21 protein-coding genes are annotated in these 24,785 nt (G+C 71.2%); 5 read left to right on the top strand and 16 right to left on the bottom strand.

The genetic code is table 11. The features are described from left to right. The first annotated feature begins 29 nt into the window (after positions 1-29). The 3 genes from BR85_RS12755 to BR85_RS12765 are packed head-to-tail and all read left to right on the top strand — an operon-like array spanning position 30 to position 3,644. Positions 30-953 carry a glycoside hydrolase family 113 gene (locus tag BR85_RS12755; protein WP_036273003.1) on the top strand — a complete coding sequence of 308 codons (924 nt, stop codon included), beginning with the start codon at positions 30-32 and terminating at the stop codon, positions 951-953. Then, entirely contained in the window at positions 950-1,867 is a 918-nt protein-coding gene (locus tag BR85_RS12760; protein WP_028496886.1) for a BadF/BadG/BcrA/BcrD ATPase family protein, read from the top strand. The genes BR85_RS12755 and BR85_RS12760 overlap by 4 nt, the downstream gene beginning before the upstream one ends. Beyond that, positions 1,860-3,644, top strand: coding sequence for an ABC transporter ATP-binding protein (locus tag BR85_RS12765; RefSeq protein WP_081782795.1), 1,785 nt, complete (start codon positions 1,860-1,862; stop codon positions 3,642-3,644). Before BR85_RS12760 ends, BR85_RS12765 begins: the two co-directional genes overlap by 8 nt. A 99-nt stretch (positions 3,645-3,743) precedes the next feature. On the opposite strand, the gene BR85_RS12770 is transcribed toward BR85_RS12765, so the two are convergent. Further along, positions 3,744-5,963, bottom strand: coding sequence for an NADP-dependent isocitrate dehydrogenase (locus BR85_RS12770; RefSeq protein ID WP_028496888.1), 2,220 nt, complete (start codon positions 5,961-5,963; stop codon positions 3,744-3,746). A 117-nt stretch (positions 5,964-6,080) separates the two neighbouring features. On the opposite strand from BR85_RS12770, the gene BR85_RS12775 reads away from it, so the two are divergent. Then, positions 6,081-6,533 (top strand): GNAT family N-acetyltransferase, encoded by a 453-nt coding sequence (locus tag BR85_RS12775; protein ID WP_028496889.1) that lies wholly within the window; start codon positions 6,081-6,083, stop codon positions 6,531-6,533. Positions 6,534-6,663: 130 nt separating this feature from the next. On the opposite strand, the gene BR85_RS12780 is transcribed toward BR85_RS12775, so the two are convergent. The 9 genes from BR85_RS12780 to BR85_RS12820 all read right to left on the bottom strand — a co-directional run bounded on the left by BR85_RS12780 (position 6,664) and on the right by BR85_RS12820 (position 18,967). Continuing rightward, on the bottom strand, positions 6,664-8,481 hold the full coding sequence (locus BR85_RS12780; RefSeq protein WP_028496890.1) for an ABC transporter ATP-binding protein: 1,818 nt from the start codon (positions 8,479-8,481) through the stop codon (positions 6,664-6,666). Then, on the bottom strand, positions 8,478-10,286 hold the full coding sequence (locus BR85_RS12785) for an ABC transporter ATP-binding protein (RefSeq protein ID WP_028496891.1): 1,809 nt from the start codon (positions 10,284-10,286) through the stop codon (positions 8,478-8,480). The genes BR85_RS12780 and BR85_RS12785 overlap by 4 nt, the downstream gene beginning before the upstream one ends. 310 nt (positions 10,287-10,596) lie before the next feature. Next, on the bottom strand, positions 10,597-11,079 hold the full coding sequence (locus BR85_RS12790) for a methylated-DNA--[protein]-cysteine S-methyltransferase (protein ID WP_028496892.1): 483 nt from the start codon (positions 11,077-11,079) through the stop codon (positions 10,597-10,599). Beyond that, complete coding sequence (locus tag BR85_RS12795) at positions 11,076-12,599, bottom strand: AlkA N-terminal domain-containing protein (RefSeq protein WP_028496893.1); 1,524 nt, start codon at positions 12,597-12,599, stop codon at positions 11,076-11,078. The genes BR85_RS12790 and BR85_RS12795 overlap by 4 nt, the downstream gene beginning before the upstream one ends. Positions 12,600-12,701: 102 nt before the next feature. Then, positions 12,702-14,759 (bottom strand): hypothetical protein, encoded by a 2,058-nt coding sequence (locus BR85_RS12800; protein WP_028496894.1) that lies wholly within the window; start codon positions 14,757-14,759, stop codon positions 12,702-12,704. Between the two features lie 34 nt (positions 14,760-14,793). Next, complete coding sequence (locus BR85_RS12805) at positions 14,794-15,858, bottom strand: glycoside hydrolase family 130 protein (protein WP_028496895.1); 1,065 nt, start codon at positions 15,856-15,858, stop codon at positions 14,794-14,796. Position 15,859: 1 nt separating this feature from the next. Then, positions 15,860-16,699 (bottom strand): carbohydrate ABC transporter permease, encoded by an 840-nt coding sequence (locus BR85_RS12810; protein ID WP_028496896.1) that lies wholly within the window; start codon positions 16,697-16,699, stop codon positions 15,860-15,862. Further along, positions 16,696-17,679, bottom strand: a complete 984-nt coding sequence (locus BR85_RS12815) for a carbohydrate ABC transporter permease (protein WP_028496897.1) — start codon at positions 17,677-17,679, stop codon at positions 16,696-16,698. The genes BR85_RS12810 and BR85_RS12815 overlap by 4 nt, the downstream gene beginning before the upstream one ends. Before the next feature lies 1 nt (position 17,680). Continuing rightward, positions 17,681-18,967, bottom strand: coding sequence for an extracellular solute-binding protein (locus tag BR85_RS12820; protein WP_028496898.1), 1,287 nt, complete (start codon positions 18,965-18,967; stop codon positions 17,681-17,683). 200 nt (positions 18,968-19,167) lie between these two features. On the opposite strand from BR85_RS12820, the gene BR85_RS12825 reads away from it, so the two are divergent. After that, the gene (locus BR85_RS12825; protein WP_028496899.1) at positions 19,168-20,592 is read left to right on the top strand and encodes a dihydrolipoyl dehydrogenase family protein; all 1,425 of its coding nucleotides are present in this window, start codon (positions 19,168-19,170) and stop codon (positions 20,590-20,592) included. Here the strand turns inward: BR85_RS12825 and BR85_RS12830 are convergent. From BR85_RS12830 to BR85_RS12855, 6 genes are all read right to left on the bottom strand, one after another. Continuing rightward, positions 20,571-21,260 (bottom strand): hypothetical protein, encoded by a 690-nt coding sequence (locus BR85_RS12830; protein WP_028496900.1) that lies wholly within the window; start codon positions 21,258-21,260, stop codon positions 20,571-20,573. The genes BR85_RS12825 and BR85_RS12830 overlap by 22 nt on opposite strands. 10 nt (positions 21,261-21,270) lie before the next feature. Then, entirely contained in the window at positions 21,271-22,077 is an 807-nt protein-coding gene (locus tag BR85_RS12835; RefSeq protein WP_028496901.1) for a hypothetical protein, read from the bottom strand. Beyond that, on the bottom strand, positions 22,074-22,736 hold the full coding sequence (locus tag BR85_RS12840) for a hypothetical protein (protein WP_028496902.1): 663 nt from the start codon (positions 22,734-22,736) through the stop codon (positions 22,074-22,076). The genes BR85_RS12835 and BR85_RS12840 overlap by 4 nt, the downstream gene beginning before the upstream one ends. After that, positions 22,733-23,953, bottom strand: coding sequence for a hypothetical protein (locus BR85_RS12845; RefSeq protein WP_028496903.1), 1,221 nt, complete (start codon positions 23,951-23,953; stop codon positions 22,733-22,735). The genes BR85_RS12840 and BR85_RS12845 overlap by 4 nt, the downstream gene beginning before the upstream one ends. Positions 23,954-23,972: 19 nt before the next feature. Further along, positions 23,973-24,314: a hypothetical protein gene (locus tag BR85_RS12850; protein ID WP_028496904.1), complete on the bottom strand. Its 342-nt coding sequence runs from the start codon at positions 24,312-24,314 to the stop codon at positions 23,973-23,975. Positions 24,315-24,456: 142 nt separating this feature from the next. Continuing rightward, positions 24,457-24,744 (bottom strand): WXG100 family type VII secretion target, encoded by a 288-nt coding sequence (locus BR85_RS12855; protein ID WP_028496905.1) that lies wholly within the window; start codon positions 24,742-24,744, stop codon positions 24,457-24,459. Positions 24,745-24,785: the final 41 nt, after the last annotated feature.

Genomic DNA, 24,785 nt, shown 5'->3' on the forward strand with positions numbered 1-24,785 from the left:
GCGCGGACCTGGGCGCCCCGATCTGCGGCATGACCTGGGGGTGGGTGGGTGTGCGCGGCACGTGGGCGACTCCCTCCGCTGCCGCATCGATGTCCGCGATGGCCGAGCACAGCGTCACGTGGACGGCGCTGGCGTACGCCGCGATGCAGGCGACGGCGTTCTCGACGGTCATCGACCGCGAGCTGCAGCCGACGGTGACCGACGAGGAGATCACCTGGGCGATCCGTGAGGCGCACCGGCTGGGCATGAAGGTGTGCCTGAAGCCCGTGGTCAATGTGGCCGACGGCACCTGGCGCGCACACATCGGGTTCTTCGACTGGGATGTGCCGAACGAGCCGTCCTGGACCCAGTGGTTCGCCTCCTATCGGACGTTCATCCTGGACGCGGCACGCCTGGCCCAGGACGAACAATGCGCCATGCTCTGCATCGGGTGCGAGATGGTGCGCGCCGATGGACAGGAAGCGCACTGGCGTGCGCTCATCGCGGACGTCCGCGAGATCTACAGCGGGATCGTGACCTACAACTGCGACAAGTACCAGGAAGATCATGTGACCTGGTGGGACGCGGTGGACGTCATCTCCTCGAGCGGCTACTACCCGGTCGACCAGTGGGAGCGGCAGCTCGACCGCATCGCGCCGGTCGTGCAGGCCGCGGGCAAGCCCTTCTTCTTCATGGAGGCCGGGTGCCCGTCGCGCGTCGGGTCGGCGATGCTCCCCAACGACTGGGCCCTTCCGGGCGCACCGTCGGGGTCCGAACAGCTCGCCTACTACCGCGTGATGTTCGACGCGTGTGCCGCCCGCGAGTGGGTGGGCGGCTTCATGCTGTGGGACTGGCCGGCCGAACTCTACGGTCTCGCCGATGCCGAGACGAACGACGACTACTGCCCGTACGGCAAGCCCGCCGGCGCGTGGCTGCGCGAGCGGTACGCCGCGATGACGGAGGGCGCGAAGTGAGCGCAGTGCTGGCTGTGGATGCCGGGCAGACCGCGATGAAGGTACGGGTCCGATCGGCGGACGGCGTGTTCGAGGAGCGGCTCCCCGGCATCCGCACCGACGAGCCGCTCCTGCCGCAGCTGGCCGACGTCGCCCGCACCGCCCTCGCCCTGTCGGGCGTCGCGGCCGATGTGCTCACGGCCGGCGTGTCGGGGCTGACGGCGAAGGATGCCGACGCCTCCGCCCTCGCCGCGTTGCTGGACGGCACACCGTTGCGGCGCGTCGTGCTCGCGCACGACTCCACGACCTCCTTCCTCGGAGCCCTCGGCACCGCCCGCGGAGTGGTGGTCGCGGCCGGCACCGGCGTGGTCACGCTCGGTGTCGGCCGGGAGCGGATCGCCCGTGTCGACGGCTGGGGCCACACGATGGGCGACGCGGGCAGCGGCTTCTGGATCGGGCGCGAGGCCCTGGCGGCAGTCATGCGCGCCCACGATGGTCGTGGTCCGCAGACGACCCTGACCGACGCGGTGCGCGCCGTATGGCCGTCTCTGCCCGACGCCTACATCGAACTGCAATCGGACCCGGACTGGGTGAGGCGCGTCGCGGCGTTCGCCGCCGCCGTCGCCGACCTCACGACGGCGGGCGATGCGGTCGCGGCCGGCATCACGGACCGGGCGGCGCACGAATTGGCACACAGCGCCATCACGGCACTCACCCGCGTCGACGAGTCCGATGATCCCGACGCGCGCGTCTGCATCGTCGGCGGGGTCTTCCGCTCCGAGTCGCTCCGCTCCGCCTTCACGGCGACACTTCGCGATGCGGGCGTCGCGGCGCGGCTCGAACCGTCCCACGGCGAGGGCATCGACGGCGCGATGGCACTGGCCACCCTCAGCGCCGACCACCCGTTCGCGACCCACACGTCCGTGTATGGCTGACGCCGGTCACGAGCTTCCCCCCGGAGACCCCGAACGCGCGCTGACGTCGAGCGTTCGGCGCGCCCAGCCGCTGCGATCGCTGTTCCGACTGCTCCGGCCGCATCGCGCGGGGATGATCACCGCCGTCTTCGCGTTCATCATCAAGGACAGCCCCGGCTGGGTCCTCCCCGCGGTGACCGCCGCCATCATCGACATCGTCGTGCTGGGCGGACCGGTCGAGCGCGTGTGGCTCTGGGGCGCGCTCGCCCTCGGGCTGATCGCGCTCAACTACCCGTTCCAGATGATCGTGGTGCGGCTCACCAGCACCGCCACCCGCACGGTGGCGTACACGGTGCGCACGGGTCTCGCGGCCCGGCTCCAGCGCCTGTCGCTCGGATTCCACAACCGACAGAGCGCCTCACTCGTGCAGACGAAGATCGTCCGTGACGTCGAGAACCTCGAACTCATGCTCGCGCAGCTGTTCCCGACGATCGTGTCGGCGACCGCGACACTCACCGGGGCACTGGTCGTGACGGCGTTCGTCGTGCCCGCGTTCGTGCCCGTCTACGTCGTGACGATCCCGATCGCGGCGGCGCTCATCGTCTACATCCGGAGGCGCGCGAGTTCCCGCAACGAGGAGTTCCGCCACGAGGTGGAGCGGCTGTCGGCGCAGGTGTCCGAGATGGCGGCGCTGCTGCCCATCACGCGCGGCCACGGGCTGGAGGACGTCGCGATCGCGCGGGTCGCGGAGCGTGCGGAGTCCGTGCGCCGGGCCGGGCGCGAGCTGGACATGCTCAACGGGCGATTCGGGGCGCTGTCATGGATCTCCTACCAGCTGCTCGGATTGCTGTGCCTGGTGGGTGCCGCGTCGGTCGCGATCGCCGGCATCCTGCCGATCACCCCGGGCGAGGTCGTCCTGCTCAGCACCTACTTCGGCATGCTCACCAATGCGATCGTGATGCTGATGAACGCCGCCCCGATCTTCACCCGGGGAATGGATGCCATGCGCTCCATCGCCGACGTCGCCGAGGAGCTCGACGTCGAGGACAACGCCGGCAAGCGCCCGGTCACCGCGGTGCGGGGCGACATCTCCCTGCACGCGCTCGAGGTGCGGTACGAGGACGGACCGCCCGCACTCGACGGCATCGACTTCGAGATCCGGGCGGGAGAGACGATCGCGTTCGTGGGGCCGTCGGGCTCAGGGAAATCGACGCTGCTCAACGCGATCTTGGGCTTCGTCCGCCCGACGGGCGGGCGGGTGCTGCTGGACGGTGTCGATGCCGCGACACTCGACCTCCGGTCACTCCGCCGCTTCGTGTCGATCGTGCCGCAGGAGACGGTGCTCCTGGCCGGAAGTGTGCGCGAGAACGTCGCCTACGGCGCGCCGGGGGTCACCGACGTGCAGGTGATCGCGGCGCTCAGCGAGGCGTTCGCGCTCGACATCATCCAGGGCGACGCGGGGCTGGACACCATCGTGGGTGAGCGCGGCACGAGCCTGTCGGGCGGGCAGCGGCAGCGGTTGGCGATCGCTCGGGCGCTGATCCGCGACCCGCGCATCCTGGTTCTCGACGAGGCCACGAGTGCCCTCGACTCCGAGTCCGAGGCGCGCGTGACCGAAGCGCTCGATCGCGCCCGTCGCGGGCGCACGACACTCGTCGTCGCGCACCGACTGTCGACGGTCCGCCGCGCGGACCGGATCGTGGTGATCCAGCGTGGGCGCATCATCGAGTCGGGGACGCACGACGAGTTGGTCGCCGCGGGCGGCGCCTACTCGCGTTTGGCCTTCGCGCACCCGTGACCTGGGCCCCGCGGCATCCCTCCCCCGCGACATCCCTCCCCCGCGGGTGGGCCGCCGGGCAAGCGGTCTCGCCGGCGGGCGGGCCGGCGGGTGCGGGTGTCAGGCCAGGGCGTCGATGACGGAGTTGAGCGTGGCCGAGGGGCGCATGACCGCCGCCACCTTCGCCGTGTCGGGGTGGTAGTAGCCGCCGATGTCGACCGACCGACCCTGCACGGCATTGAGCTCCGCCACGATCGCATCCTGCTGCGCGGTGAGCGCCTCGGTGACCGGGGCGAACGCCGCCGCAAGCGCCGGATCGGTCGTCTGCGCCGCAAGCTCCTGCGCCCAGTAGAGCGCCAGGAAGAAGTGGCTGCCGCGGTTGTCGATCGTCCCGATCGCGCGCCCCGGCGACTTGTCGTTCTCGAGGAACGTCCCCGTCGCGGCATCCAACGTGTCGGCGAGGACCTTCGCGCCGGCGTTGCCGGTGAACTCCGACAGGTGCTCGAGCGAGGCTGCGATCGCGAAGAACTCACCCAGCGAATCCCACCGCAGGTAGTCCTCCTCCACGAGCTGCTGCACGTGCTTGGGGGCAGAGCCGCCGGCTCCGGTCTCGAACAGGCCGCCGCCCGCGAGGAGCGGGACGATCGAGAGCATCTTCGCCGATGTGCCGACCTCGAGGATCGGGAACAGGTCGGTCAGGTAGTCGCGCAGCACGTTGCCGGTGACCGAGATCGTGTCCAGGCCCTGACGCAGGCGCGCCAGGGTGTAGCGGGTCGCCTCTGCCGGGGGCAGGATCGTGATCTGGATGCCGGCGGTGTCGAGGGTCGCGAGACCCTGGTGCACCTTGGCGATCAGCTGCGCGTCGTGCGCGCGGTTGACGTCCAACCAGAAGACGGCGGGCGCACCGGTGGCACGGGCACGGGTGACGGCGAGCTTCACCCAGTCCATGACGGCGATGTGCTTCGTCTGCGTGGCACGCCAGATGTCGCCGGCGCCGACCTCGTGCTCGATGAGCACGGTGCCCTCGCCGTCGAGCACCTGCACGACGCCCGCGGACGGGATCTCGAAGGTCTTGTCGTGGCTGCCGTACTCCTCGGCCGCCTGCGCCATCAGACCGACGTTCGGCACGGTGCCGATCGTGGTGGGGTCGAGCGGACCGTTCGCGATGACGTCGTCGATGACCGCCTGGTACACGCCGGCGTACGACGAGTCGGGGATGACCGCGATCGTGTCGTCTTCGCCGCCGTCGGCGCCCCAGAGCTTGCCGCCGTTGCGGACGAGCGCGGGCATCGAGGCATCTACGATGACGTCGCTGGGCACGTGCAGGTTCGTGATGCCCTTGTCGCTGTTGGTGTACGACAGGCGGGGGCCGTTCTGCAGCGCGGCGGTGAACGCCGCGGCGATCTCCTCGCCCTCGGCGACCTCGGAGAGCCCGGAGAGGATCGCGCCGAGGCCGTCGTTGGCGGTGAGTCCTGCCGCGGCGAGCGCGTCGCCGTAGCGGGCGAAGACGTCGGCGAAGAACGTGCGCACGACATGACCGAAGATGATGGGGTCGCTGACCTTCATCATCGTGGCCTTCAGGTGCACCGAGTACAGGACGTCGTCGGCCTTCGCCTGCGCGATGGTCTCGGCCAGGAACGCATCCAGCGCCGCGGCGGAGAGGAACGTCGCGTCGATGACCTCGCGCGGCAGCACCTTCAGGTTCTCCTTCAGCACCGTGACGGTGCCGTCGGCCGCCGTGTGCCGGATGCTGAGCAGGTCGTCGTGGGCGGCGACCCAGGACTTCTCGTTGGCCTTGAAGTCGTCGTGCCCCATGGTGGCGACGCGGGTCTTCGAACCGGCCGGGAACGGCTTGTTCAGGTGCGGGTGCTTGCGGGCGTAGTTCTTCACCGACAGCGGCGCGCGGCGGTCGCTGTTGCCCTCACGGAGCACGGGGTTCACCGCCGACCCCTTGATGCGGTCGTAGCGGGCGCGGACGTCCTTCTCCTCGACCGTCGTGGGGTCATCCGGGTAGTCCGGGATGTCATAGCCCTGGGCCTGCAGCTCGGCGACGGCCGCCTTCAGCTGCGGGATGGAGGCGGAGATGTTCGGGAGCTTGATGATGTTCGCCTCGGGGAGCGTGGCGAGGCCGCCGAGCTCGGCGAGCGCGTCGCCGACCTGCTGCTCGGGGGTGAGTCGCTGCGGGAAGGCCGCGAGGATGCGACCGGCCAGCGAGATGTCCCGCGTCTGCACGGACACCCCTGCCTGTCCGGTGTAGGCCTGCACGATCGGCAGGAACGACGCGGTCGCCAGTGCCGGTGCTTCGTCGGTGTACGTGTAGATGATGGTGGGCTCGGGCACGTGTCGTCTCTTTCGTTCGCGAGCGGAGTTGTCTCGATATCAAGATACCGGAGGCCTCAGGTGAACGACGCGGAAACAGATGTGCCGGGGTTGCGTCGGCCCGATAGCCTGGAGGACATGTCTGAGCTGCGAGTAGTGGAGCTGTCCGCATCGACCATCGTCGCGGTGAACAACATGTCCCTCAAACCCGGTCAGGAGCAGTACCTCGCGCCGACGAGCTACGCGGTCGCCGGCGCCGTCGTGAACCCCGCCACGGCGTGGCAGCGCGTCGTGATGGACGGCGACGAGGTCGTCGGGTTCGTGAGCGCGAACTTCGACCAGGAGGCCCCGCAGGAGCACTTCCGCTCCGTGCTGTGGCGCATCAACGTCGACGCCGACGACCAGGGCCGCGGCGTCGGGCGCTTCGCGGTGAAGCAGCTGCTCGAAGAGGCCCGCGCCCGCGGCATGGACCACGTCAACGTCATCTACGAGGCCGGTGACGGCGGCCCGGAGGCCTTCTTCCGCCGCGTGGGCTTCACCCCGGTCGATGAGACCGAGTTCGGCGAGGTCGTCGCCGAGATCCGCCTGTAGCCCCGGTTCGCACCCGCGCCGGCCGCCGCCTCGGGAGGAGATGACGCCTCGGGAGGACGGCATCCCGGCATCCATCCTCCCCGGCTGCCATGTCCTCCCGAAGCGTCACGTCGACGCGGATGCCGAGGCGTCAGACGAGCGATTCCCGCCAGGCCGCATGCAGCTGTGCGAACTTGCCGGTGCCCGCGATGAGGGCATCCGGGGCGTCGTCCTCGATGATGCGGCCGTGCTCCATCACCAGCACCCGATCGGCGATCGCGACCGTCGACAGGCGGTGCGCGATGATGATCGCCGTCCGGTCGGCGAGCAGCGTCTGCAGGGCATCCTGGATCTGCCGCTCACTGGGCATGTCGAGGGATGCCGTCGCCTCGTCGAGGATCAGCACCGCGGGGTCGGCGAGGAACGCGCGCGCGAACGAGATCAGCTGACGCTGCCCCGCGGAGACCCGCCCGCCGCGCTTGTTGACGTCGGTCGCGTACCCGTCCGGCAGCTTCGAGATGAACTCGTCCGCGCCGACGGCGCGTGCGGCCGCCTTGATCTCGTCGAGCGTCGCCTCGGGCTTGCCGAGCGCGATGTTGTCGGCGACGGTGCCGCTGAAGAGATACGCCTCCTGCGTCACCATGACGATCGCGCGGCGCAGGTCCTTCGGATGCATTGACCGCAGGTCGACGCCGTCGAGGGTCACCGCCCCACGCGACGGGTCGTAGAACCGCGACACGAGCTTGGCGAGGGTCGACTTGCCGGCACCGGTCGTGCCGACGAGCGCGACCGTCTCCCCCGCCGGGATGTCGAGGGAGAAGTCCGGCAGGATGACGCGGTCGTTCGCGTAGCCGAACTGCACGCCCCGGAACTCGATGTGCCCCTTCGCCGCCCACAGGTCCACCGGCTTCGCGGGGTCGGGGACGGTCGGGGCCTCCTCCAGGACGCCGGACACCTTCTCCAGGGCGGCCGTGGCCGACTGGTAGGAGTTCAGGAACATCGCCACCTCTTCGAGCGGGCTGAAGAAGTTGCGGACGTACATGACCGCCGCCAGCAGCGCGCCGAGCGCGAGGGCGCCGTCGACGACGCGGAACGCGCCCCAGAGCAGGACGATCGCCATCGTCACGTTCGCGAGCAGGATGAGGCCCGGGTCGAGCACGCCGTACAGCTTCACGAGCTTGAGGTTCACACGGCGGTACTCCGCGGAGATCTCGCCGAACTCCTCGTCGTTGCGCTTCTCCTTGCGGAACGCCTTGACCGCCCGGATGCCGGTCATCGTCTCCACGAACTGCACGATGAGCTTCGCGCTCACGACCCGCGAGACGCGGAAGCCCTTCTGCGACTCGATGTAGAACCAGCGCATGAGCAGCCCGAGCGGGACGCCCATGACGAGGAGGACCACGCCGCTCTGCCAGTCGAGCAGGAACAGCGCCACGAGCGTGAAGACGCCGTAGAGCGCGCCCTGCACGAGCTGGTTCAGCCCGCCGTCGAGGAGCTCCCGGATGGATTCCAGGTCGCTCGTCTGGCGGGAGATGATGCGCCCCGACGTGTAGGTCTCGTGGAACTCCAGGCTGAGCCGCTGCGTGTGCCGGAAGATGCGGGTGCGCAGGTCCATGAGGATCGCCTGCGTCAGTCGTGCGGAGAGCACGACGTACCAGCCGATGAGCCCGGCGCCGGCGATGCCGGTGACGAGGTAGATGACCGTGACGCCGACGGCCGGCAGCCAGTCCATCTGCTCGACGGCGCGCGGCAGCGCCGTGTCGATGCCGTACGCGATGAGCGCGGGGCCGAGGACGCGGAACGCCGTGGAGACGACGATCACCGAGGCGGTGAGCGCCAGGAGGCCGCGCATGTTGGAGACGAGGGAGCCCAGCAGGCGGAGCGACCGGCGGCGGATCGCGCGGCTCTCGTTCTTCGTGTAATCGCTGCGGTCTTCGCCGCGGGTCCCCTGGACGGATTCCTCGCTCACAGGTTCACCTCCATCTCTCGGTGACGGTTATCCTCTGCCTCGAGGCTCGAGATGACGTGCCGGTAGTGCTCGCTCGTGCGCAGCAGGTCGACGTGCGTGCCGACGGCGGTGATGCGGCCGGCTTCGAGCACGGCGACCCGGTCGGCAAGGGCGACGGTGGAGGGCCGGTGCGCGACGATGAGCGCCGTCGTGGTGGCGAGGACCCGTCGCAGGGCCGCCTCCACGAGCGCCTCGGTGTCGACGTCGAGCGCCGACAGCGGGTCGTCGAGGACCAGCACGGTCGGCCGCGCAGCGACGGCGCGCGCGAGCGCGAGCCGCTGGCGCTGGCCGCCGGAGAGGCTCAGCCCCTCCTCCCCGACCGTCGTGTCGACGCCGTTCGGCAGGTCGTGGACGAACTGGGCCTGCGCGATCTGCAGCGCCTCGGCCAGCACGGCGTCGGCTTCGGGGCTGTCCAGCGCGAGGTCGTCGCGGCCGAGCAGCACGTTCTCCCGCACGGTCGCGGAGAAGAGCGTCGCATCCTCGAACGCCATCGCGATGTGCCGACGGAGGTCGTCGAGGGTGAGGTCCCGCACGTCGACGCCGTCGAGTTCGACGGCGCCCTCCGTCACGTCGTACAACCGGGTCGGCAGCGTCGTCAGGGTCGTCTTGCCGGAACCGGTCAAGCCGACGAGGGCCATGGTCTCGCCGGGCTCGAGCACGAGGTCGATGCCGTCGAGCAGGTCGCGCTCGGTGGCCGCGGCATCCTGGTACCGGAAGTGGACGCCGCGGAACGCGAGCTCACCGCGCGGCTCGGCGATGGTCTTCGGCTCCGCCGCGTCGACGATCGCGTTCTCCTCGTCCAGCACCTCGTAGATGCGGTCGATGGCCGTGCGGGTGTCGACGAGGAAGGAGAAGAGGAAGCCGAGCGACTCCAACGGCCACCGCAGCGCCGTCGCCATCGCGAAGAAGCCGAGCATCTCACCGACGGTGAGCTCGCCCTGCGTCGCCAGCCAGATGCCGATGAGCAGGCACAGCGCGAACGCGACCATCGGGACGACCTCGAGCCAGAACCACAGCAGGCCGACCTCGCGGGCCTTGCCGAGCTCGGTCTGGCGGAGGCTCTCCACCTGGCGCGTGAACTTCTGCAGCGCGTGCTTGCCGCGGCCGAATGCCTTGAGCACCCGGATGCCGTGCACGCTCTCCTCGACGGAGGTCGCGAGGTCACCGGCCTGGTCCTGGCTCTGCCGGGCCAGGACGTTGTAGTGGCGTTCGAAGCGGTAGCCGAAGAACCACAGCGGGATCGACACGATGAGGAACGTCGTGCCGAGCGCCCAGTGCCAGCGGAACAGCAGCACGGCGCCCATGACGACCGTCAGCATGTTGACGATCAGCAGGATCGAGCCGAACGCGAGCCAGCGCCGGATGAGGTTGATGTCCTGCATCATGCGGCTCAGCAGCTGACCCGACTGCCAGCGGTCGTGGAAGGCGACGGGCAGGCGCTGCAGCCGGCGGTAGAAGTGCTGGCGGATCTCGTACTCGACGCCGGTCGCGGGCGTCAGCACGAACGCGCGCCGGAGGTAGACGAACAGCGCCTCGAGCGAGCCGAGGACGAGCACGCCGATCGAGGCCCAGACGATGATCGCGAGGTCGCCGGAGGCGATCGGCCCGTCCACCGTCGCTTGCAGGACGAGCGGGATCATGAGCGAGACGACGGCGGCGCCGAGCGCGCTCAGCGCGCCGGCGAACAGTCGCGGCATGACGGGCTTGGCGAACGGGAGGATGCGGGCGAGAGCCCGGAGGGTGGAGAGACGTTCCGGAGGGGTCATGGTCCTTGGAGGGTGGTGGCGGATCGCGAGGCGACAGGTCGTGGGAGGGCGCGGCGGCGCGGCAGGTGCGATGCCCTGACGGAGTGAACGCGGGGTGCGGCGGGTCTATGCCGCCGAGGAGGTGCGGATCGCCGCGTTAACCCTCGAAGGTCCCGAACCCACCGACGGCGAGGAGCACGGGCTTCGTGGTGACGATGGCCTGATACATGGCGTCCTCCTGGTCCGGTGAGTGGGGCTGTCGCGCGCCGAGGCGACGCGACAGCCCTCCAGACTATGTCTGGGAGTTCGCTGAGCGCAACCTCCGATGTGCTCAGGCCTCGCGGGCGAGGAGCGCGCGCTTGACGTCGGTCCCCCACGCGAAGCCGCCGAGGGACCCGTCGGAGCGGAGGACGCGGTGGCACGGGACGAAGAGGGCGGGGGCGTTGCGCGCACAGATCGAGGCGGCCGCGCGCACCGCGCGGGGCTGCCCGATCACGGCGGCCAGCTCGGTGTAGGTGAGCGGCCGCCCGGGAGCGATACGGCGGAGGGCGGCCCAGCCGGCGGTCTGCAGCGGCGTCCCGCTCTGGACGACCTCGACGGCGTCGATCGCCGCGAGGTCGCCGTCGTAGTAGCGGCGGACGGCGTCGGCGGCCGCAGTCTCCCCCGCCTGCACGCCGTCGGGCAGCACGCGCAGTCGCCCGAGGATCGCCTCGGCGTCCGCGGTCCACCCGGAGGCGAGGACGCGTCCCGCCTCGTCGGCGAGCAGGGTGAAGGGGCCGTCCGGAGTGTCGAGGGTCTGGATCACGGCGGTCATGTCTGCTCCTGGCTGATGTCGGTGCGCGTCGGCGGGGTCGGTCGTGTCGTCCGGCGCGGGCGTGGTGCGGTGGATGCGGCGCGCCAGAGGTGGGCCGTGAGGTAGCTGCGCCACGGGGCGACACCCGCGGACCACTCCTCGAGCCCGCGGGGGTCCGCCGGGATGCCGGCCGCCGCGGCGCCGGTGCGGACGGCGACGTCGCCGGGCAGCGAGACGTCGGGATCGCCGAGCACGCGCATCCGGACGTAGTCCGCCGTCCACGGGCCGATCCCGGGCATCGCGAGCAAGGCCGACCGCTGGGTGGGGCCGTCGTCGCCGGCGGTGAGGGGCAGGCTGCCGTCCGCGAGGGCGGCCGCGGCGCCGGTCAGCGCGCGGATGCGCGCGCCCGGGCCCCGCAGCACCTCGTGGCCGCGCTCGGCGATCGCGGCCATGGTGGGGAAGAGCAGCGGGGTCTCCACGAGGCCGGGCGCGGGCTCGCCGAGCGCCTCGGACAGCGCGGTCAGCGCGGTGCGGGCGGCGCCGACGGTGATCTGCTGGCCGACCATCGCCCGGATGAGCATCTCGTGCGGGTCGGCGGCGCCGGGCACGCGGATGCCGGGAACCGCGGCGACGAGCGGCGCCAGCTCGGGGCGGCCGCCGAGCGCCGCGTCCACGGCGACGGGGTCGGCGTCGAGATCGAACAGCCGACGCGCCCGCGCCACGACGGTCGGCAGGTCGCGCAACTGGGTGAGGCGCGTGCGGAGCCGCATCCGTCCCCCCTCGTCCGCGCGGAGCTCGAACCAGGCCGGACCGCCGTCCAGCCGCAGCGAGCGGGCGAACGAGGTGGCCGTGGCGACCTCGACGCCCGGGATCGCGCGCGCGGCCATCCACGCGAAGAGCCCCTCGGTGTCCAGCGGCGCGCGGTGCGGCAGCACGAGGTCGATCGTGCCGGGCTCGCCGGCCGCACCGTTGCGGTGCCGGCGGGCGCGCAGCGCGAGCGGCGGCATGCCGAACACCTCGCGGACCGTGTCGTTGAACTGACGGACGCTCGCGAAGCCGGCGGAGAACGCGACCTCGGACGCGGGAAGGTCGGTGCCCACGAGCAGCATCCGCGCCGTGTGCGCGCGATGTGCGCGGGCCAGCGCGAGCGGTCCGGCGCCGAGCTCCGCGGACAGCATCCGTGTGAGGTGGCGCGGCGAGTAGCCGAGGCGCGCGGCGAGACCGGACACCCCCTCGCGTTCGACGACGCCGTCGGCGATGAGGCGCATGGCGCGGGCCGCGACGTCGCCGCGGACGTCCCACTCCGGCGAACCCGGCGCCGCCTCGGGGAGACAGCGACGGCACGCGCGGTAGCCGGCCTCGTGCGCCGCCGCGGAGGTCGGGTAGAAGGTGACGTTGCCGGGCTTCGGGGTGCGAGCCGGGCAGCTGGGCCGGCAGTAGATGCCGGTCGTGCGCACCGCGGTCACGAACTGGCCGTCGAAGCGGGTGTCCCGCGCGTCGATCGCACGGTACCGCTCGTCGAAGGTCATGCTCATCGGCATGCCTCTACTCTGGCACGCCCGACGGGTCCGGTCTCGCGGAAATCGGACACGGCTGTTCGGGCCCCACCCGGCCTCCGCAGGAAGGGCGGGCGGGGCCGCGCGTCACCGCTCCAGGAGGGCGAACCCGCCGGCGGGCAGCACGATCATGCGGTCACCGCGGAGCTGCTTCGTGTCCGTGAGCCGGCCCTGCGCATCGTAGATGTACGCCACGGCGCGCTCGCCGTGCACCCCCACGACGACCGGCTCCCGGCGCGTCGATGCGGAGTGCACGAGCTCCGTGCGCCCCTCGCCGGTCAGCACGAGGCGGGAGACGACGGGGCGGATGAGCAGGGCGTCCAGCTGCAGCGTCCCACTGGTGACCTCGACCTGCACGGTGGGCTGCTTCCCGCGGACGGTGCGCTCCAGACTCCGCGGCAGCAGCACGCCGGGAGTCGGGGAGATCCCCTGCGCGGGTGCCGTCTCGCGCAGCTCGCCGAGCCGCTGCCGTTCCGCGCGCCACGTCGAGCTGCTGGCGCGGTCCGGTGCCGACCAGACGACCGGCTGGACGATGCGGTCCTGCGGGTGGACGCCGATCGTGAAGGCGGCGTGCTGCCCCGTGGCCAGGGCCAGCCCGCCGCCGGACCACAGCGACTCACCCGTCCACGCCTCCGGGGTGATCACGGTGCCGTCGGTCGTCGCGGTCTCCGCTTCGACGACGCGCAGCCCATCCCGGTCGGCGACGTCCGTGACCGATGTCGCCCGGGCGGCGAGCGCCGGGTGCGCGTCCAGCGCGATCATCGTGAGGAGGCCGTGGATCGTGCTCTCCGCGCCGCTGTTGCGGTTGACCGAGCCGTCGGGCTGCAGCCCGTCGTAGGTGACGCCGGTGGCGGGGATGTACATGTCGACGCCCGCGCGATTCGCGCCGAAGAACCAGGCTGCCTGCACGGCGGCCAGCTGATCGAAGCCCGTCGAGCCGGTGGCGTCCGCGACGGCGAGCAGCGATTGCACGCGGGAGTCCGCGCCGTACGCGATCTGCACACGGTCGGCGGGCGTCGGGAACCATCCGTTGTCCGGCCCGCCCGCGGTCAGCAGCGTCGTCGTGAAGCTGGCGGCGTCGCGGACGGCCGGAGCCAGGAGACTCGGGGCGCTCAGCGTCTCCGATGCGACGGCGAGCGCCGCCGGCATCTGCGAACCCCACGCGTGCCACATGCTGCGCGAGAGCGCCCACGGAAGCACCGCCCCGTACGGCCAGGACTGCTGATCGTCGGCGCCCATCGCCGCGATCCCCTCCGCGAGCTTGCTCAGGGCGTCCTGCACCTGCGCCCCGGCACCGCCGGCCTCGACGCGGGCCGCGAGGCCGAGGACGGCTTCCGCGGACGCGTCGGCGCCGTCGACGATGAGCCACGCAGGCACGCGCATGCCGTCGGCCTGCGTCCAGACGCCGTAGTCGACGAGCTCCTGCCGGGTGACGGCATCCACCGCGAGGGTGAGCCGTTCATCCAGGAAGGCCGCGAACGCGGGATCGGCGCCCGCGAAGGCCGCGTAGCCCTCGCCGAACGCCCAGATCGTGCGGGCGAGCCAGTAGCTGGGGCCGGAGTCGGACGGGTCGGGGAGTTCGACGGGTTCGGGCGAGGGGTTCAGGGTGCCGTCCGGCTGCATCCACAGGACGACGTTGCCGGCGTTCGGACCCTCGGTGGTCTGCAGGTAGGCGAGGGCGCGCAGCAGCTCGTATGCGCTGTCGCGGCTGCTCGCCTCCCCCGTGAGCTCCCAGTGCCGCAGGTACACGACGGCCGCGCGGGAGATGTCGTCCGCGTTGTACGCGCCCTGCCCCCAGTAGCCTGTCGCGGGGTCGAGCGGGCCGCCGCCGACCCGTTCGAAGGTGCCGCCGTCGCGCGCATCGGCGTAGGTCCACGGCATCACGAGCGTCGGCTCCTCCGCGAGCCGGTACGTCGTGTGACCGGGGACGTCCGCCGGCGGGGTCGCCTCGTCGAGGAGGAAGTCCAGGTGCGCAAGGTTGGTCAGCGGGGGCACGGATGCCGTGGCCGCCGGAGCGGAACCGGCGGGGGCCGCCGCAGGGGCGGGTGCCGCGGCTGCCGCCGTCGGCACGGCGAGCGCCGTGGCGGTGACGATGGCGAGCACGGCGCCGAGCACACACCCTCGCCGTCGGGGCTGCTGGTTCATGATTCCTCCGATGGTTCCGGGCGTCGTCGCCCGTTCAGGTCTGGTCGGTCCGCTCCAGCAGGGCGACGCCGATCTTCGAGTCCGCCATGCCGTAGAAGACGTAGTGGCGGCCGTCGATCTCCTCGATGGCGGTCGGGAAGACCACGTTCGGGACGATGCCGCTGCGTTCGTCGTCGGTCTCCGGGGCGAGGAGCGGCTCGCTCGTCCGGTCCAGGACGCGGGTGGGGTCGTCGGCATCCAGGATCATCGCGCCGGCGGCGTAGTTGACGTTCTGCTGCTGCGCGAAGGCGTTGTCGATGACGCCCGTGACCCCGTGATGGATCACGAGCCAGCCCTCCGGCACGCGCAGCGGCGCAGGTCCGCCACCGATCTTGAGCTCCTCGAACGCGTACTTCGGCCCCGCGAGCATGCGGCTCTGCTCCCACAGGACCAGTGCGGAGAGGTCCGCGCGGACGGCGTCGAGCGGGATGTAGGCGATCCAGATCGACTGCCGCTCGTCGGTGACGCCGGCGGGCACCCGGACACCCTCCCCCGGCTTCGTCTCGCCGAGGTTCCACATCGGCCGGTGCAGCACGGCGAGCGCCTCCCTGCCGTCCGGCGCGGTGACCGGCTCGGGGAAGAAGACGGTGTCCTTGTTGTGGAACAGGTTGAGGTCCATGTCCAGGTCGTCGTCGAAACGGAACAGTGCGGGGCCGAGCCGCCGCCACTGCGTGAGGTCCTCCGACACCGCGACCGCCGTCCGCGGCCCCAGCGGCCCGAACGCGACGTAGGTCATGACGTGGAGTCCGAGCGCCTCGATCCACGTCACCCGGGGGTCTTCGACGCCGGCGTTGCCGACCCCGCGCTCCCATCCGCGATCCGGTTCCAGGACGACGCCGCGGCGCTCGACGCCGACCGGGACGCCGTCCTCGACGAGGACGCGGGCGAGCCCCACCCGTGAGACGTTGCCGGCGGCGACGAGCCGCGGCAGCAGATACACCTCGCCGTCGGGCCCCCGGCCGGAGCCGGGGTTCAGCACGCCTTCCGCCTCGTGCGGGTCGTCGGGGTCCGGCGTCATCACGACACCGACGCGGGACAGACGGTAGGGGAACGCGGTCATGTCAGCCTTTCACTCCGGAGCCGATGTCGTTCGACGTGAAGTAGCGCTGCGACAGCAGGAACAGCACGACGGCCGGGACGGCGAGCACGACCGCGCCGGCCATCATGGCGCCGAACGGGTTCGCCGTGGACGCGGCGATGTTCGAGATGAAGTTCGCGAGCGACACCGCCAGGGGCTGCATCGACGCTTCCTTCGTGATGAGGAACGGCCAGAGGAACTCGTTCCACGGACCGATGAAGGTCAGCAGCACCGCGGTCAGCAGCGCCGGCCGCACGAGCGGCAGCGCGACGCTCCACAGCAGCCGGAACTCGCCCGCCCCGTCGATGCGGGCCGCGTCGAACATCTCCTTCGGCAGCTGCAGGAAGTACTGCCGGAAGATCAGCACCGCCGTGGAGTTGATGAAGAACGGCAGGATCATGCCGAAGTAGCTGTCGGCCATCCCGAAGTCGCGCGCGATCATGACGTACAGCGGGATCATCAGCAACTGGAACGGGATGACCTGCACCAGCAGCACGAGACCGAACGCGACGCCCCGGCCGCGCCAGTGCAGCACGGCGAGCGCGTACCCGGCGAGGACGCCGAACACGACCGTCCCGAGCAGCACGCCGCCGGTGAAGATGCCCGAGTTCGCGAGGCCCTGCAGCAGGTTGATCCGGTCGTTGATGGCGACGTAGTTGTCGACGGACAGGTTGGCCGGGTTCGGGAAGGCGCCGCCGATCGACGGGTCGACCTTCGTCTGCAGCGATCCCACGATCATGTAGTAGAAGGGGAACAGGAAGAACAGCGCGCCGAGACTCAGCACGACGTACAGCGCGATCTTGCTTCCGAGTGCGCGTTTCACGATTCCTCACCTCCCACGAGCTTGCGCTGGATGGCGGCTATCACGAGCACGAAGATGATCAGGATGACCCCGATCGCCGCCGCGATGTCGGGATTGCCCTGCTCGATGCCGCGCTGGTAGATCAGCAGCACGGGCGAGGTGGATGCTCCGTTCGGCCCGCCGCCGCCGGTCAGCAGATAGGGCTCGGTGAAGAGGTTCGCGCCGGTGATGGTCGCCAGCAGCACGACGAGCAGCGTCGCGGGGCGGACGCCCGGGACGACGACGGAGAAGAACTGGCGCATCCGCCCGCCCCCGTCCACCGACACCGACTCGTACAGCTCGTTGGGGACGTTCTGCAGCGCGGCGAGGTAGAGCAGGATGTAGAAGCCCAAGCCCTTCCACGTGACGAAGAACGCGATCGTCGGCATCGCGAGCCACGAGTTGATGACCCACGACGGGGTGGGTGCGAGCGGCCCGAGCACGTTGTTGACGAGGCCGTTCTCGGCGAAGAGGAAGAGCCACACCGCCACGACGGCGACGGATGCCGTGACGTACGGCACGTAGTAGGCGACCCGGAAGAAGGTACGGGCGTGCACGACGCGGTTCAGCGCCGTGGCGAGCACGATCGAGAGCACGACCGTCAGCGGCACGTTGATGAGGAGGAAGATCCCGACGTTGAGGAACGAGCGCCAGACGGCGGGGTCGGAGAGCACCTTTGCGAAGTTGTCGAACCCGACGAACGGGCGGTCGACGACGGCGCCGGGAGCGGCGAAGAAGTAGTCGTGGAACGACATCCATACCGCGAAGACGATCGGGTACGCGAAGACGATCCCGAGGAAGACCAGGTACGGGGCGATGAACACCATCCCGAGCGGCTGCGAGCCGAGGATGCTTCCCCGGCGGCGCTGCTTCTCGGGGGCGGGCGGGGCGGCCGACGCGACCGGCCGGGAGGGCTGCGCTGCGCCCTCCCGGTCCGGCGCGCCGGTGACGCCGGCGGTCATGTCAGTTCCCCGCCGCGAGCTCGTCGACCTTGGCGGCCGTGTCGGAGAGGAAGGAGTCCACGTCCCCCTCGCCGAAGATGATCGCCTTCGAGTAGCCGTCGCGGAACGCCTGCCAGATCTCGACCGAGTTCGGCACGTTCGGCACCTCGACGGTGCGCGCAGCCTGGTCGCCGAAGACCTCGTACGCGGGGTTGGCGGTGAAGTAGTCCGGGAAGGTGCCGGTGAGGTCCTGCCGCAACGGCATCTGCCCCGTGGCCTCGAGCCACTGACCGTCCTGCTCCTCGCTCGTGGCGAACTTCAGCACGTCCCACGCGGTGGCCTGGTTCTCGCAGGCCGTGAACATCCCGACGTTCTTCGCGTCGCTGAAGGTCCACGTGTCGGCGGGGTCCGTGCCGTCCTTCGTCGGGATCGGGACCGACCCCCAGTTCACGCCGTCGCCGTACACCGAGATGGCCCACGGGCCGACGATAGACATCGCGGCGTACCCGTCGGCGAACGCGTCGCCCTGGTACTGCTCCTGGCCCGCCAGCTTCTCCTCGTACAGCGTCCGCCAGAACTCGGCGACCGCCTTGCCCTCTTCGCTGTCGAACGTCGCCTTGCCGTCCTCGAGCAGCAGGGTGCCGCCGGTCTGGGCCGCGTACAGCGGGTAGAAGTCGAACCACGACTGGAAGAACTCGCTCGTGGGAGCCGGGTTGATCGCGTACTGCGCGACGCCCTTCTCCTTCAGCGTCCGCGCGGTCTGGAGGAACTCGTCGTAGGTCGACAGCGACGGGTTCTCCGGGTCGAGGCCGGCCTGCTGGAACATGTCCTTGTTGTAGAAGATCATGACCGGGTTGGACTTCCACGGCATCTGATAGAACGAGCCGTCCTCGGACCGGTACTGGTCGGCGAGGTCCCCGCTGCGCTCCGTGATGTAGTCGTCGCCGTCGGGGAAGTCCGACAGGTTGACCAGGCCGCCCTGCTTCTGGAACTGCGGGACGGCGGCGGGCGCGGTGTTGAAGATGAGGCACGGGGCGTTGCCGGCCGTGATGGCGGCGCCGATGACCTCTTCGCTGGAGGATCCGGCGGGGATCTCCTGCGCCTTGACCTGCTCGTCGGGGTTGTCCTTGTTCCACGCCTCGACCATCTGCTTGCCCCAGGTGATCTCCTGCTCGTTGTTGGAGTACCAGATGGTGATGTCGCCGCGACCCTCCGGGTCGGCGGCCTGATTGCCGCCTCCGCCGCCGCAGGCGGTGAGGGCGAGGGTGGATGCCGCTGCTGCGGCGATGACCAGTGTGCGTCGTTGCATTGTCGTGCTCCTCCATGTGCGTCGCGGCTCAGGCCGCGGGACACCGTTGGCTGGGACCGACGGTGGTCTCGACCGATGCTGGTGCCCACGCTCGTCGGCCCGTCGGTGCACGACAAGCCGGTTGTGCGGACGGGGAACCGGGTGTATACCCGCACACCAGTCCGGTGTTGCGACGGCCCCCGCGTGGGTAGCGTGTGCGCATGACTTCACGCGAGTACGACCTCATCGTGATCGGCGCCGGCGCGGTCGGCGAGAACGTGGCGGACCGTGCCGTGCAGGGCGGCCTGTCCACGGTCATCGTCGAATCCGAGCTCGTGGGCGGGGACTGCTCCTATTGGGCGTGCATGCCGTCGAAGACGCTGCTGCGGAGCGCGGCGAGCCTGCGCGCGGCGCGCAGCGTCGACGGCGCGCGACAGGCGGTCACGGGAGAGCTCGACGTCGCCGCCGTGTTCGCGCGCCGGGACCGGATCGTGCACGACTGGGACGACGGCGGGCAGGTGCGGTGGCTGGAGGGCGCGGGCATCGATCTGGTCCGCGGACACGGCGCGCTGACGGGGCCGAAGAAGGTCACGGTGACCTCACCGGAGGGCGGGGAGACGCGGCTCGTCGCCCGGCATGCCGTGGCGGTCTGCACCGGCTCGGCCGCGCTGATGCCCGACGTCCCGGGGCTTCTCGAGGTCGAGCCGTGGACGAGCCGGGATGCGACGTCGTCGCCGTCCGCGCCGGTGTCGCTCGTCATCCTGGGCGGCGGGGTGGTCGCCGTGGAGATGGCGACCGCCTATGCGGGTTTCGGCACCGACGTGACGATCGTGGCGCGATCGGGACTGCTCTCCGGTGTGGAGGACTTCGCGGGGGACGCCGTGCGCCAGGGCCTGGAGGCCCTGGGGGTCACGGTGCGCCTCGGAGCGACGGCATCCGCGGTGCACGGCACCGATGACGGTGCGGTCGTCGTGCTCTCCGACGGCGGCCGGGTCGCGGCCGAGCGCGTGCTCGTGGCGACCGGGCGCGTCCCGCGCACGATGCGCATCGGGTTGGAGACGGTGGGGCTCATGCCCGGCGAGTGGCTCGATGTCGACGACACGCTGCGCGTGCCGGGGACGGACTGGCTGTACGCCGTGGGCGACGTCAACCACCGCGCCCTGCTGACGCACCAGGGGAAGTACCAGGCTCGCGCCGCCGGCGACGTCATCGCGGCGCGGGCGCGCGGCGCGGCGGTCGACGACGGCCCGTGGGGCACGCATGCCGCGACCGCCGACCACGCCGCGGTGCCGCAGGTGGTCTTCGCCGACCCGGAGGTGGCGTCCGTCGGGATCAGCTCGACGAAGGCCGCGGACGAGGGCCGGCCGGTGCGGGTGCTGGATGTCGACCTCGCCGAGCTGGCCGGGTCGAGCACCTACTCCGACGCCTACCGGGGACAGGCCCGGGCGGTGGTCGACACCGACCGGCACGTGCTCATCGGGGCGACGTTCGTCGGCCCCGATGTCGCCGAGCTGCTGCACGCGGCGACGATCGCGATCGTCGGCGAGGTGCCCCTGCAGCGCCTCTGGCATGCCGTGCCGCCGTACCCGACGGTCAGCGAGCTGTGGCTGCGCTGGCTGGAGGACTACGGCCGGCCGGCCGGCTGAGCCGGCGCCGTCCAGGTCAGGGACGAGACGGAGAGATCCAGCAGAGTCCGGATGAGGACGAGGGGACGATCGTCGGCGGGCACATCGACCGGCCGGGCGATCGTGGCCGTGAGCTGCAGACCGCGGCGTCGCCCGGTGCCGGGGATCGGCGTGAGGTACACGATCTGCGTGCTGAGGAACTCGGCGTCGTCGAGCCGTTGACGCGACTCGCGCTCGAACCGGAGGAAACGCTTGTCGCCGAGGAGCGGGGTCGCGCCGGCCTCCCGGATGAGCGCCTGCACGAGCGGATCGAGCGTGCCGCCGGGCGACGCCGGGGTGCGCACGGACGCCACGAGCGAGGCCGGCAGGGCGAGGGCCTCGTCGTCTCCCGTCGCCGGGGTGAAGAACGCGATGACCGAGGCCGACGCCATCTGCTGGAACGCGTCGTCCAGCATCGGGCGGACGCGGGCGAACAGATCGGGGCGGTGCGCCTGCAGGAGCCGGCCGCGCACGGCGTCGACCATCTCGTCGCGCTGGGCGGCCGAGGCGTCGCGGCGCACCCACCCGGTCGGCAGGGCGAGGGAGAAGGCCGGGTCGGCCGCCCCGAGACGCGCGCGCAGGCTGACCCGCTCCGGCGTGCGCTGCAGGGCGTCGTGCGTGGTGGCGTCGTGCGTGGTGGCGTCGTTCACCGGGGTCTCCTCATGACTCGTCGTCCAGCACGAACAGGGTGCCGGGCTGGGCGGTGCGGGCGCGCTCGAGGAGCCCGGATTCGATGACGCCCCGTTCGTGCAGGACGGCGAGGGCGGCGTCACGGTCGGCCGTGATGGCGATGCGCTCCTCGTACGGCAGCGCCGCCGTCTTCGCACGGATCTGGGCGACGGCGACCGTCGACGGCATGGTCTCCGGGGCCGCGGCGACGGTCTCCGGGGCGCGCGTGCGGAACCGGAGCAGCATCGCGATCGCGGTCACGACGGCGATCGCGAGACACGCGAGGACAGGCGGGTACCAGGCCGCCCACGCGTCGAAGCCGTCCGCGGCGGCGGTGTTCGGCATCCCCACGACGGCGAACCCGGAGAAGACGACGGCGACCAGCACGATCCCGAGGAGGAGCCCGTCGTAGCGGGCGCCGCCCCGCAGCCAGCCGATGAGCAGGACCAGCTGGGCGACGGCGGCGACGATGAACATGACACCCGCGAGGGGCACGGATGCCGAGGCATCCATCCGGAAGAAGTTGAACCGGTCCCCGCCCATCGCGGCGACGGCGACCACGGGGGCGGCGGCGGCGACGATGGCGAGGACGACCGCCAGCGCCGTGCCCGCGCGGCGCACCGGCGAAGGGCGGCGTGCCGTCTCGCGCGCGGCGAGCGCCGCCCCGTCGGCGCCGAAGAGGGCGTAGATGTCCGGATGGCGCTGGAACGCCATGACCTCCAGGAGCCCGAAACGTACGGGGGCGGCCAGCGAGTGCTCCTGCGCCCACTCCCGGGCGCTCGCGTGACGGAAACTCATCGTGTCGGCACGGTATCAGCCCAGTCCGCATCCGCGGAGGCGTCCAGGAACCCGGCCGGCGCCGACGCGCGCACGGGGGTCCCGTCCGGGGCGATGAACTCGAGGGTCTGGACGAACGCGTGGAACTGCCCGATCAGCAGGGCGAACAGTTCCGGGACCGTGGGCTCGAACGAGGCGACGACGGCGGACTCGCCGGCGACGAAGGCGATGTCCAGGCCCACGAGATCGACCTCCTCCGCGCGGACGCGGCGCACGACCTGCACGCCGACACCGAGCCCCTCGGCCTCGTATAGGCTCCCGGCGCCGGGACCGGGAGCGACCTCCGGCGCGGCGCCGAAGGCGGCGTGCACGTGGGCGACGAGGGGCGCCGGGACCGGCCACAGCTGGAAGGCGAGCGCCGCGTCGACGGGGCGCGCGTCGAGCCCGAGACGCAGCAGCGCCCGCACGGACGGCTCCGTCTCGGAACGCCAGCGCGCCCCCCAGGCCTCCTGCAGCTCCGCGGTCTGCGCGTCGACCCAGGCCTCGGCATCCTCGACGCGGTGCGGCTGCAGGAGCCAGCCGGCGGTCTCGCTGCGGCCGGACAGCCGCCAGAGGCCGTCGCCCCATCCGGGCGGCGGCGCCAGGGGGGCATCTGCCCCCACGGTGCTCGCGTGCGTCACAGCAGCGCCCCGACCCACGGGAACATGCTGCTGGGCTTCTGGTCCTTGTTGCCGGTCCAGGTCGCGATCTTGTCGCCGACGCCCCACGCGCCGGAGATCATCATGTAGCCGCCCTCCCAGGCCGCGGACACCGTGCTGGAGGTGCACCAGCCGTTGACCGACCCGCCGACGGTCTCGGCCAGGTCGGTGAGGCCCGCAGAGTTCCGGCCGAACATGAACCGGCACATGATGTCGCCCGCCCCGGCGGGGTTGTTCATGCTCCACAGCCCCCGGAACGCGGCCGACGCCCCGTTCAGGCCGCCGCCGGCGAAGCGGGACAGGATCGACATGTTGCGCAGCTGCCCGCCGGCCGCCGACCACGCGGACGGGCGGAAGGCGGTGACCATGTCACCGCCGAAGGAGATGAGGCCGGTGCGCCCCTGGAAGAGCTTGCCGACCTTCCCGAACGGGATGACGCCGACGATCGCGATGATGAGCTTGTCCATGCCGGCGTCGTCCCGGAGCACCTGATAGGCGGTCAGCAGCAGCGTCGCGACCCCGAGAACCGCGCCGATGAGCGCGAAGATCGGGCCGCCGATGATGATCCCGGCGATCGCGATGACGAGGGAGACCCAGCCGAGGACCTCGAGCACGACGGCGACGACACCGTCGACGTTGTCCCAGAAGCTGTCCTTGATCGCGCCGTCGAGGACGTCGCCGATGCCGGTGACGGCCGCGTCGAACGCGTCCTCCCACGTGTCGTAGTGCCGGTCGAAGGCGCGCGCCTCGAGGACCCAGTCGTCGTAGAGCTCCTCCTTGCGCTCGTTGTCCTCCTGGCGGCTCTCCGCGAGGTCCGGGAAGGCCTCCAGGGACAGCAGCGCCGTGGGGTGGTGCGGGGCCGCCGCGTAGTCGGCCCAGGCCTGCCGGCACGCGGAGACCGCCGTGCGGATGAGCGGCTGAACCTCGCTGACGGCCCGGCCGTAGTCGACCAGGACCGGGCCGGTCGGCTCGTACATCTCCCCCGCGCGGCGCAGCTCGACATACGTGTCGCCGACGATCTCGCGGATCTTCTCGATCGCCTTGCCGCGCTGGTCGTCGCCGTCGACGAGATCCTGCAGCACGTCCGCGCTCTGGACCATCTGCCGCCCGATCGACTCGATGCGACGTCCGCGTCGCGTGATCGTGGCGCCGTCGCCCTCGAGCTCCTCGATGTGCCGGCCGGCCGGGGAACGTTCCATGCGTATGGTCCTCTCCGTGTCAGGCCGGGGTCGGCCGGGTCGCGTCGCTGAGTCCGGAGGCGTCGACATCCATGCCCGCGGCGGTCTCGGCATCCCACTCGGCGAAGCCGTCGACGACGCCGACGACGTGCTCGTGGATCTTCGTGATGTCGCGGATGAGGTCACCGCGCCGGTTGTCCCAGCGCGACTCGAAATCGCCGACCTTGTCGCGCAGCCGGTCCTTCCCGAAGGGGGTGCCGATCGCGTCGCGCAGCTCGTCGGAGAGGCTCCCGGCTTCCTCGAGCTCGTCGAGGATCCGGGCGAGGCGGCCGCTCGTGCGGCGCAGCGTCGCGTAGTTGATCCAGACGGCGTCGTCGGCCATGCGCGGTCCCTTCCTCGTCGTGCGGCGGTTCCCTCACGCTAACGACACGCGGGCCGGGGCGTCGATGGGGAGCACTGCCCATCGCCCCGGACGCACGGAACGGGGGCCGACCGCGTGGTCGACCCCCGTTCGAAAGCGTGTGTCAGCTGCCGGCGAGCTGCTGGTCCAGGTCCTGGATCGCGCGCATCATGCCCAGCAGAGCCTCGGACATGTCGTTGATGCCATCGACGGCGTTCTTCAGACCCGTCGTCAGCTCCCCGTAACCCTCACCGAACTTCCCCGACGCGTGCTGCGTCTTGAAGTCCTCACCCAGCAGGGTGTCCACCTGGGACTTCAGGGTGTCCAACTGACCCTGAATGTCATCACGAGCCTGCGACAGCGACGACGCCACCTGCTCCATCTCCGCATACGACGCTCCGAAATCAGCCATCGTCAACTCCCTCAGTCAGTGTCCCGACCCGCACCGGGCCG

Source organism: Microbacterium sp. UNCCL10, from assembly GCF_000746195.1.
In the GTDB taxonomy this organism is placed as follows: Bacteria; Actinomycetota; Actinomycetes; order Actinomycetales; family Microbacteriaceae; genus Microbacterium; species Microbacterium saccharophilum.